Source organism: Acidovorax sp. NPDC077693 (assembly GCF_044542805.1).
Lineage (GTDB): Bacteria > Pseudomonadota > Gammaproteobacteria > Burkholderiales > Burkholderiaceae_C > Acidovorax.
Map to the genome: position 1 here is coordinate 103,908 of NZ_JBITVD010000022.1, position 8,650 is coordinate 112,557.

At 65.4% G+C, this 8,650-nt stretch carries 8 protein-coding genes; 1 reads left to right on the top strand and 7 read right to left on the bottom strand.

What is annotated here, in order from left to right; all coding sequences use genetic code 11:
- Nucleotides 1-47 precede the first annotated feature (47 nt).
- The 7 genes from ACIGHN_RS25100 to ACIGHN_RS25130 all read right to left on the bottom strand — a co-directional run bounded on the left by ACIGHN_RS25100 (nucleotide 48) and on the right by ACIGHN_RS25130 (nucleotide 7,098).
- The gene (locus ACIGHN_RS25100) at nucleotides 48-1,139 is read right to left on the bottom strand and encodes a DUF695 domain-containing protein (protein ID WP_396506832.1); all 1,092 of its coding nucleotides are present in this window, start codon (nucleotides 1,137-1,139) and stop codon (nucleotides 48-50) included.
- Complete coding sequence (locus ACIGHN_RS25105) at nucleotides 1,139-2,332, bottom strand: acetyl-CoA C-acyltransferase (protein WP_396506834.1); 1,194 nt, start codon at nucleotides 2,330-2,332, stop codon at nucleotides 1,139-1,141. Before ACIGHN_RS25105 ends, ACIGHN_RS25100 begins: the two co-directional genes overlap by 1 nt.
- An 85-nt stretch (nucleotides 2,333-2,417) precedes the next feature.
- Nucleotides 2,418-4,220, bottom strand: coding sequence for a bifunctional isocitrate dehydrogenase kinase/phosphatase (aceK, locus tag ACIGHN_RS25110; protein WP_056414427.1), 1,803 nt, complete (start codon nucleotides 4,218-4,220; stop codon nucleotides 2,418-2,420).
- 40 nt (nucleotides 4,221-4,260) lie between these two features.
- The gene (gene can / locus ACIGHN_RS25115) at nucleotides 4,261-4,920 is read right to left on the bottom strand and encodes a carbonate dehydratase (protein WP_396506835.1); all 660 of its coding nucleotides are present in this window, start codon (nucleotides 4,918-4,920) and stop codon (nucleotides 4,261-4,263) included.
- Nucleotides 4,921-4,969: 49 nt separating this feature from the next.
- Nucleotides 4,970-6,160 (bottom strand): isovaleryl-CoA dehydrogenase, encoded by a 1,191-nt coding sequence (locus ACIGHN_RS25120; protein ID WP_396506837.1) that lies wholly within the window; start codon nucleotides 6,158-6,160, stop codon nucleotides 4,970-4,972.
- A gap of 38 nt (nucleotides 6,161-6,198) precedes the next feature.
- Nucleotides 6,199-6,582 (bottom strand): PaaI family thioesterase, encoded by a 384-nt coding sequence (locus ACIGHN_RS25125; RefSeq protein WP_396506845.1) that lies wholly within the window; start codon nucleotides 6,580-6,582, stop codon nucleotides 6,199-6,201.
- Nucleotides 6,583-6,702: 120 nt separating this feature from the next.
- Complete coding sequence (locus ACIGHN_RS25130) at nucleotides 6,703-7,098, bottom strand: MerR family DNA-binding transcriptional regulator (protein WP_056414436.1); 396 nt, start codon at nucleotides 7,096-7,098, stop codon at nucleotides 6,703-6,705.
- 124 nt (nucleotides 7,099-7,222) lie between these two features.
- Here ACIGHN_RS25130 and ACIGHN_RS25135 point away from each other — a divergent pair, with 124 nt between their 5' ends.
- A complete protein-coding gene (locus ACIGHN_RS25135) occupies nucleotides 7,223-8,302 on the top strand; it encodes an MBL fold metallo-hydrolase (protein WP_396506839.1) in 1,080 nt (359 codons plus the stop codon).
- Nucleotides 8,303-8,650: the final 348 nt, after the last annotated feature.

Here is an 8,650-nt window from a genome sequence, read left to right on the forward strand (position 1 = left end):
TATTGAATTGATAGCAATACAGATGGCGCGTTGTACAAAGCCACTTTTTACAGGTGCACGGCGAATTCGAAGTAGCCCGACCACGTGGGGTCGAAGCGTGTGGTCAGCTCGAGCGAGGCGGCTTCGTCGCGCAGCAGCAGCGGCGCCAGCGCCTGGCGTGCCATCTGGGTGTCGCCCACGTAGTACACGGCCTTGCGGCGGCCGGCGCGGGTCATGGTGTAGGCCAGGATGCCCAGCTGCGGCAGTTCGAGCAAGGTGGCGGCCTGGTCCTGCAAGGCCTGCACGGCGGCCAGCTCTTCGCGGTTTTCGACGGCCAGGTCCAGCTCGAGCGCGTAGGCGAGGTCGGCCCGCATCGCGACGGGCTGCGCGCTGCGGTTGACCATGACGATGGCGGTGTCGTCGGAGTCGCCGTCGCTTTCACTCTCGCTTTCGCCGTCGATCTCTTCATCCTCGTCGCCGCTGCCGTCGGCGCCTGGGCCGAAGGCGAGCGTCATCCCTGCCCAGTCGTGCTCGCCCTGGGGAAACTCTCCCGTGCGGCCCAGAAAATTGATCCAATGGCGGTCGAACACCGGAGGCAGTTGGCTGAGCGGGGTCCACTGCGCGTCGGAGTCCTGCGGCATCTCGACGAAGTCCACCGCGCCCACCTTCACCGCAAAGTCGTACTCGCCCAGCACATGGTCGAGCATGATGAACGCCATGTTGCGCGCGTGGTCCTGGTAGTCGCTCGGGATCTCGCGGCCGAATCGGATCTCCAGCGCGGCCTGGCCGTCATCGCGGCTGCAGGCCACCAGCACGTCGGAGGTCTCGAGTTCGAAGCCGTCCATGCCGATGGGGAAGTCGGGCTGGGTGGTGCGTTCACGGAACGCGCGCAGGCGGTAGTGCGCGAGCGCGGGCGCAGCGGCCACCAGTTGCATGAGCAGCGGAAAGTTGGCGACGCTGCCATGCGCAGTGGCGATGAGGTCCACCACGGCGTCATCGTCGCCGCCGGACATCTCGAGCGCCAGGCCTTCCAGGTGGCGCTCGAGAATGGTGTTGGCCGCTTCCACGCGGTCGCGCAGGGGCAGCGCCTGCAGCGTGGGCTGCGCGGCGCTGAACTCTGCCCAGAACGCGGTGATCTCGGGCGATGCGGACTCCCCCATCACACCAGCTCCAGCGCCACGGCGGTGGCCTCGCCGCCGCCGATGCACAGCGTGGCCAGGCCCTTGGTCAGACCACGGGCCTTCAGCGCATACATCAGCGTGACCATGATGCGGGCGCCGCTCGCGCCGATGGGGTGGCCCAGGGCGCAGGCGCCGCCGTTGACGTTGACCTTGTCGTGCGGCAGGTCCAGCTCCTTCATCAGCGCCATGGGCACCACGGCGAAAGCTTCGTTGATCTCCCACAGCTGCACGTCGCCGATCTGCCAGCCGGCCTTGGCCAGCGCCTTCTGCGTGGCGCCCAGCGGTGCGGTGGCAAACCATTCGGGCTCTTGCGCGTGGGTGGCGTGGCTCACGATGCGGGCCAGGGGCGTGGCGCCGAGTTTTTGGGCCGTGGACTCGCGCATCATCACCAGGGCGGCCGCGCCGTCGTTGATGCTGGAGCTGGACGCGGCGGTGATGGTGCCGTCCTTCTTGAAGGCGGGCTTGAGGGTGGCGATCTTCTCGAGCTTGACCTTGCCCGGGCCTTCGTCGGTCGACACCACGGTCTCGCCCGCCCGGGTCTTGACGGTCACCGGCACGATCTCGGCCGCGAATGCGCCGGACTCTGTGGCCGCCTTGGCGCGCTGCACGCTGGCGGTGGCGAAGGCGTCCTGCTGCTCGCGGGTGAACTGGTACTTGGCGGCGCAGTCTTCGCCAAACGTGCCCATGGAGCGGCCGGCCTCGTACGCGTCTTCCAGGCCGTCGAGCATCATGTGGTCGAAGATGCGGTCATGGCCCAGGCGGTAGCCGCCACGGCCCTTTTGCAGCAGGTAGGGCGCGTTGGTCATGCTCTCCATGCCGCCGGCCACCATGACGTCGTGCGTGCCGGCCAGCAGCATGTCGTGCGCCATCATCGCGGCCTTCATGCCGGAGCCGCACATCTTGGACAGCGTGACCGCGCCCGCGCCCTTGGGCAGGCCGCCCTTGAAGGCCGCCTGCCGCGCGGGCGCCTGGCCCTGCCCTGCCATCAGGCAGTTGCCGAACAGCACTTCACCCACGGCGTCGGGCGATACGCCTGCGCGCTCCATGGCCGCCTTGATCGCGGCACCGCCCAGGTCATGGGCAGACAGGCTGGCAAAGTCGCCCTGCAGCGACCCCATGGGGGTGCGCGCTGCGCCGACGATGACGATGGGGTCTTGGGTGGCTGTGGTCATGGTGTGGATCTCCTGGGTTGCTGTCGGTGTTGTGTGAACGAAAGATGCGGGAGCGTGGAGGCAGCGTGCGCAGCAGCGCCGCGCGCTAGGGAGCTGCGCCGTGCGCAAAGCGCCGGTCGCTGTCGTACGGAAAGACGTCGAGCATGTGGCCGGCCTGGATGCGCTCCTTGTGCGACTGCCAGAACGCGGCATCGAGCAGGTCCGCGTGGTGCTTCATGAAGACCTCGCGCACGGCGTCGTTGCCCAGCAGGAATGGGCCGAAGGTTTCGGGGAACACGTCGCGCGGGCCGACGCTGTACCAGACCTCGCCGCTCATCTCTTCTTCCTCGTTGCGCGGCGCGGGCACGCGGCGGAAGTGGCAGTCGGTGAGGTATTCGATCTCGTCGTAGTCGTAGAACACGACCTTGCCGTTGCGGGTGACGCCGAAGTTCTTCCAGAGCATGTCGCCCGGGAAGATGTTGGCGGCGACCAGGTCCTTGATGGCGTTGCCGTATTCGATCACGCTGCGCTCCATCCGCTGGTGGGCGCGCGGGTCGGACAGGCCGGCGTCGAAGGCTTCCTGCAGGTAGATGTTGAGCGGCACCATGCGGCGCTCGATGTACAGGTGCTTGATGATGACCTCGGTCTGGCCGTCACCGTCGCGGTCGCTGATCTCGAGCTGGCTGGGGGCGAACTTTTCGATCTCGGCGATGAGCGCATCGTCGAAGCGGTCGCGCGGGAAGGCGACCTCGCTGTATTCGAGCGTGTCGGCCATGCGGCCCACGCGGTCGTGCTGCTTGACGAGCAGGTACTTGCCCTTGATCTGCTCGCGCGTGGTTTCCTTCTGGTGCGGGAAGAAGTCCTTGATGAGCTTGAACACGAACGGAAAGCTCGGCAGGTCGAACACCAGCATCACCATGCCCTTGATGCCCGGTGCGATGCGGAACTTGTCGCTGGAGTGCTTGAGGTGCGAGAGGAAGTCGCGGTAGAACAGCGTCTTGCCCTGCTTGGCCAGGCCCAGGGCGTTGTAGATTTCGGCGCGGGGCTTGCGCGGCATGAGGCTGCGCAGGAACTGCACGTAGGCGCTGGGGATCTCCATGTCGACCATGAAGTACGCCCGCGCAAAGCTGAAGAGCGCGAGCAGGTCGTCCTCGCCGAACAGGGCGGCATCGATGGCGAGCTTGCCCGCGTCGGTGTGCAGGATGGGCAGCGCGAACGGCACTTCGCTGAAGCCGTTGATGATCTTTCCCACCACGTACGCGCCCTTGTTGCGGTAGAACAGGCTGGCCAGCACCTGGATCTGGAAGTTGGCGCGCAGCGTCATGTGCGCGATGCGCGGCTCGATGGCGGCCAGCACATGGGCGGTGTCGCGCGCGAGGTCTTCGAACTCGCGCTGCAGCCGGAAGTTGTCGATGACGGCCTGCAGCGTGCTGTGCAGGTTGCTGCGCGAGGGGTAGTACGCGCGGTAGGTGGGCAGCGCCGCGGGCTCGTCGTTCTCGATGTACTCGGTGCTGACGGCCGGTCGCACGAAGATGAAGTCGTTGTGGAAGTGCGTGCGGTGCAGGATCTTGGTGGTGACCGAGTTGAAGAAGGTCTCGGCCAGCTCGGGCTGGTGGTGGTTGACCAGCAGCCCGATGTAGTGGAGCTTGATCTGGTGCCACACGTCCATGGGCTGCGAGCCGGCGCCGAACTCTTTTTCGAGCCTGCGCACGCACTCCTTGACCCGCAGGTCGTAGAACTCGATGCGCTCGCGCTGGGCCCGCTGCTGGCCCGGCCAGTCGGCCGTCTCGAAGCGGTGCTTGGCGCGCGCGGACTCGGTGCGAAACAGCCGGTAGTGGCGGTTGAAGCCGTCCATCATCGCCTTGGCGATGCCGTAGGCCTCGGGGGCATCGAGCCGCTGGGGGAACATGGCGCGCCGGGGCTGGCTGGGGGCCTGGTGCGGGGCCGGGCTATTCGCGGTGCTTGGAAGCGACACCGGCGATGGCGGCCTTGTAGATCGCATCCAGGCCTTCGGTGCTGTCGACCGTCATGTGCAGGTTGTTGATGAGGCCGTCCTTGAGGCCGTAGCACCAGCCGTGCAGCGTGACCTTCTGGCCGCTGCCCCAGGCGTCGAGCATGACGGTGGTCTGCGCGATGTTGACCACCTGTTCGATGGCGTTGAGCTCACAGAGCACGTCGTGACGCCACTGGGGGGCGGTAGCGGCGATGAGGTCGCGGTGCCGGTCGCGCACGTCCTGCACGTGGCGGATCCAGTTGTCGGCCAGGCCCACGCGGATGCCTTCGAGCGCGGCCAGCACGCCGCCGCAGCCGTAGTGGCCCACGACCATCAGGTGTTCGATGCGCAGCTGGTCGACTGCGTACTGGATGGTGGACAGGCAGTTGAGGTCGGTCGGCACCACCACGTTGGCCACGTTGCGGTGAACGAACACCTCGCCGGGCTCCAGGCCGGTGATCTGGTTGGCCGGCACGCGGCTGTCCGAGCAGCCCACCCACATGTACTTGGGCTTTTGCTGGGCCAGCAGGCCGGTGAAGAAGCCGGGGCGCTCGCGCTCCATCTGGGCGGCCCAGGCGCGGTTGTGTACGAAGAGGTCGTCGATGGAGGTCGTCATGGGGTCCTTGAAGTCAACGTGCCGCCAGGGGTTGGCTGGGGCGGCGGGCTCAGCAGGTCTCGGCGAACAGTTCGCGGCCGATCAGCATGCGGCGGATCTCGCTGGTGCCGGCGCCGATCTCGTAGAGTTTCGCATCCCGCCACAGGCGGCCCAGGGGGTACTCGTTGATATATCCGTTGCCGCCGTAGATCTGCACGCCTTCGCCGGCCATCCAGGTGGCTTTTTCGGCGCACCACAGGATGACGCTGGCGCAGTCCTTGCGCACCTGGCGCACGTGCTCGGTGCCCAGCATGTCGAGGTTCTTGGCCACGGTGTAGGCGAACGAGCGGCCGGCCTGCAGCACGGTGTACATGTCGGCCACCTTGCCCTGGATGAGCTGGAACTCGCCGATGCTCTGGCCGAACTGCTTGCGGTCGTGGATGTACGGGATCACGTTGTCCATGACGGACTGCATGATGCCCAGCGGGCCGCCGGTGAGCACCGCGCGTTCATAGTCCAGGCCGCTCATCAGGACTTTGGCGCCCTGGTTGAGGCCGCCGAGCACGTTGGCCGCTGGCACTTCGACGTTGTTGAACACGAGCTCGCCCGTGTGGCTGCCGCGCATGCCCAGCTTGTCGAGCTTTTGCGCAATGCTGAAGCCCGGCATGCCTTTTTCGATCAGGAAGGCCGTGACGCCGCGTGCGCCCAGCTCGGGCTCGGTCTTGGCGTAGACCACCAGCGTGTCGGCGTCGGGGCCGTTGGTGATCCACATCTTGTTGCCGTTGAGCAGGTAGTAGCCGCCCTTATCCTCGGCCTTGAGCTTCATGCTGATCACGTCGGAGCCCGCGCCCGGCTCGCTCATGGCCAGGGCGCCCACGTGTTCGCCGCTGATGAGCTTGGGCAGGTATTGGGCCTTTTGCGCTTCGTTGCCGTTGCGGTTGATCTGGTTCACGCACAGGTTGCTGTGCGCACCGTAGGACAGCCCGACCGAGGCGCTGGCGCGGGAGATTTCCTCCATCGCCACCATGTGCGCGAGGTACCCCATGGACGCACCGCCGTACTGCTCGGACACGGTGATGCCCAGCACGCCCAGGTCACCCATCTTGCGCCACAGGTCCATGGGGAACTGGTCGCTGCGGTCGATCTCTGCGGCGCGCGGGGCGATCTCGGCCTGGGCGAAGTCGCGCACGGCGTCGCGCAGTGCGTCAATGTCTTCGCCCAGCTGGAAATTCAGGCCGGGAAGGTTGGCGGGAATGCTCATGGATGTCTCCTCGAAGGTGAAGGGGAAAAGGCTTGTGTTCAGCCCTGGATGTGGTCGCGGCCCGTGACGGCCATGAGCGTGCAGCCCATGGTGGCGATGAGTTTTTCCTGCCCGCCCTCGATGGCGAAGGCCCTGCCCTCGCACACCGTGATGGTGCGGCCGGGCTTGAGCACGCGGCCTTCCATGCGAAAGCGCTCGCCCTGGGCGGGCGCGAGCAGGTTGATCTTGAATTCGATGGTGAGCACGGCCGCATCGGCCGCCATCAAGGTGAAGCCGGCATAGCCGCAGGCGGAATCCAGCGCCGTGGCGACCATGCCGGCATGCAGGAATCCGTGCTGCTGGGTGAGCGCCGCGGCCCAGCCGAGCTCGATGTCGACCGCCCCAGGGCCCACCAGCGCCAGACGCGCGCCGAGGGTCTGCATCGCGCCTTGGCGCGCAAAGCTGTCGGTCACACGGGCTGCGTACTCTGCGCAGCGGGGCTCGAAGGGGCTCGTTGGCACGACGGTCTCCAGATTTACGTTTACGTAAACGTCAATTATGGCTCATTTTTGTTTTTCGAGCTGCAGCAGAAGGGCACGGGCGTCGCTCTCGTGCTCTTGCACCTCTTCGAGGTTGGCCTTCAGATCCGCCATCTGCTCTTCCAGCTGCTTGCGGTGCACCACCAGCACGTCCAGGAATTTGCGCAGCTGTACGCCGGTATCGCGGGGGCTGTCGTAGAGGTCGATGATTTCCTTGGCCTCGGTGAGCGACAGGCCCAGGCGCTTGGCGCGCAAGGTCAGCCGCAGCCGGGTGCGGTCCCGCGCGCTGTACACCCGGTTGCGGCCTGCGGCGCCAGTGCGCTCGGGCTGCAGCAGGCCCATGTCTTCATAGAACCGGATGGCCCGCGTGGTGAGGTCGAACTCTTTGGCGAGGTCGCTGATGCTGTAGGTGTTGGCCATGGTGCTTGTGGGGTGCAGCGCAGGTGGTTTCGCCCAGGAGACAGCCCTGGGGCCGCCAATCCCTACAATGCCTGGATGCATGACGTTTACGTTAACGTCAATGCTAACCCATCCGGTACCCGCCATGAATCCCCTTGAACACCAAATCCACTACCCTTTGGGCGACGCCCTCCCTGGCGAGGGCTCCGTGATGGAAGTCGCGCCGGGCATTCGCTGGATACGGATGGGACTGCCGTTCGCCCTGGACCACATCAACCTGTGGCTTCTGCGGGACCGCCAACCCGACATCCACGGAAACTGGGTCGACGGCTGGACGGTGGTGGATTGCTGCATCGACAGCGCCACGACGCGCGCGCAGTGGGAGCAGGTCTTTGCGAACTGCCTGGAAGGGCTTCCCGTTTTGCGTGTGATCGTGACGCACATGCACCCCGACCACATCGGCCTGGCGCACTGGATCTGCGACCGCTGGCAGGTGCGCCTGTGGATCAGCGCGACAGACTACAACACCGCCAGGATCGCGGTGTACGACCGGGACGGCTTCGGGGGTGAAGCCAATGCGGATTTCTATGCACTGCACGGCATGCGGGACGAGGAATTCTTGCAGCACGTTCGTGCCCGCGTGTCTTATTTCCCGACCCTGGTCCCGGCGCTTCCGTCGACGTTTCGCAGGTTGCTGGACGGTGGAACGGTGGACATCGGCGGGAGGGTCTGGCGATGCATCAGTGGCTATGGCCACGCGCCCGAACACATGGCTCTGTACTGCGAGGAGTTGGGTGTTCTCTTGAGTGGCGACATGGTTTTGCCACGCATTTCAACGAACGTGAGCGTGCATGCCACGGAGCCAGAGGCGGACTCCCTGCGCTTGTTTTTGACGTCGCTGCGCAGGTATGTGGACCTGCCCGCGGATACCCTGGTGCTGCCGTCACACGGCAAGCCTTTTACCGGGCTGCACCAACGCATCCAGCAACTGGAAGACCATCATCGGGATCGTCTCCAGGACATCATGGATGCCGGCGGAGGAGCCGGCTTGTCGGCCGCCGATGCCCTTCCGATCCTGTTCAAGCGTTCGCTGGACGCCCACCAGATGACCTTTGCCATGGGCGAGGCGTTGGCGCATTTGCACTGTCTGTGGTTTGGCGGGCAGATGGAGCGTCTGCTGGACTCGGACGGCGTGCACCGCTTCAGGATGCGGTCCGTCGGTTGAATCGGCTGTGTATTGACCGGCCTAGCGATTGATCAGAGGACGATGTGGACTTAGTGCTTGGGTTGCTCCGGGCTTGCGGTGGCGCGGAAGCCATCGACCTTGCTGACCTGATCGTCAGGAGGAGCTCGGCGGGTCGTTCGTCGATCCACCTATTCACCTCTTCACTTATCGACTGATATCGCTTTCCGTGTTTCTATGGTGCAAAGCAAAGCGGAAAAGCAAAAAACCCCAGTCATGACTGACTGGGGTTTTCTGGGCTGTAAGAGCCTGACGATGACCTACTTTCACACGGGAACCCGCACTATCATCGGCGCAAAGTCGTTTCACTGTCCTGTTCGGGATGGGAAG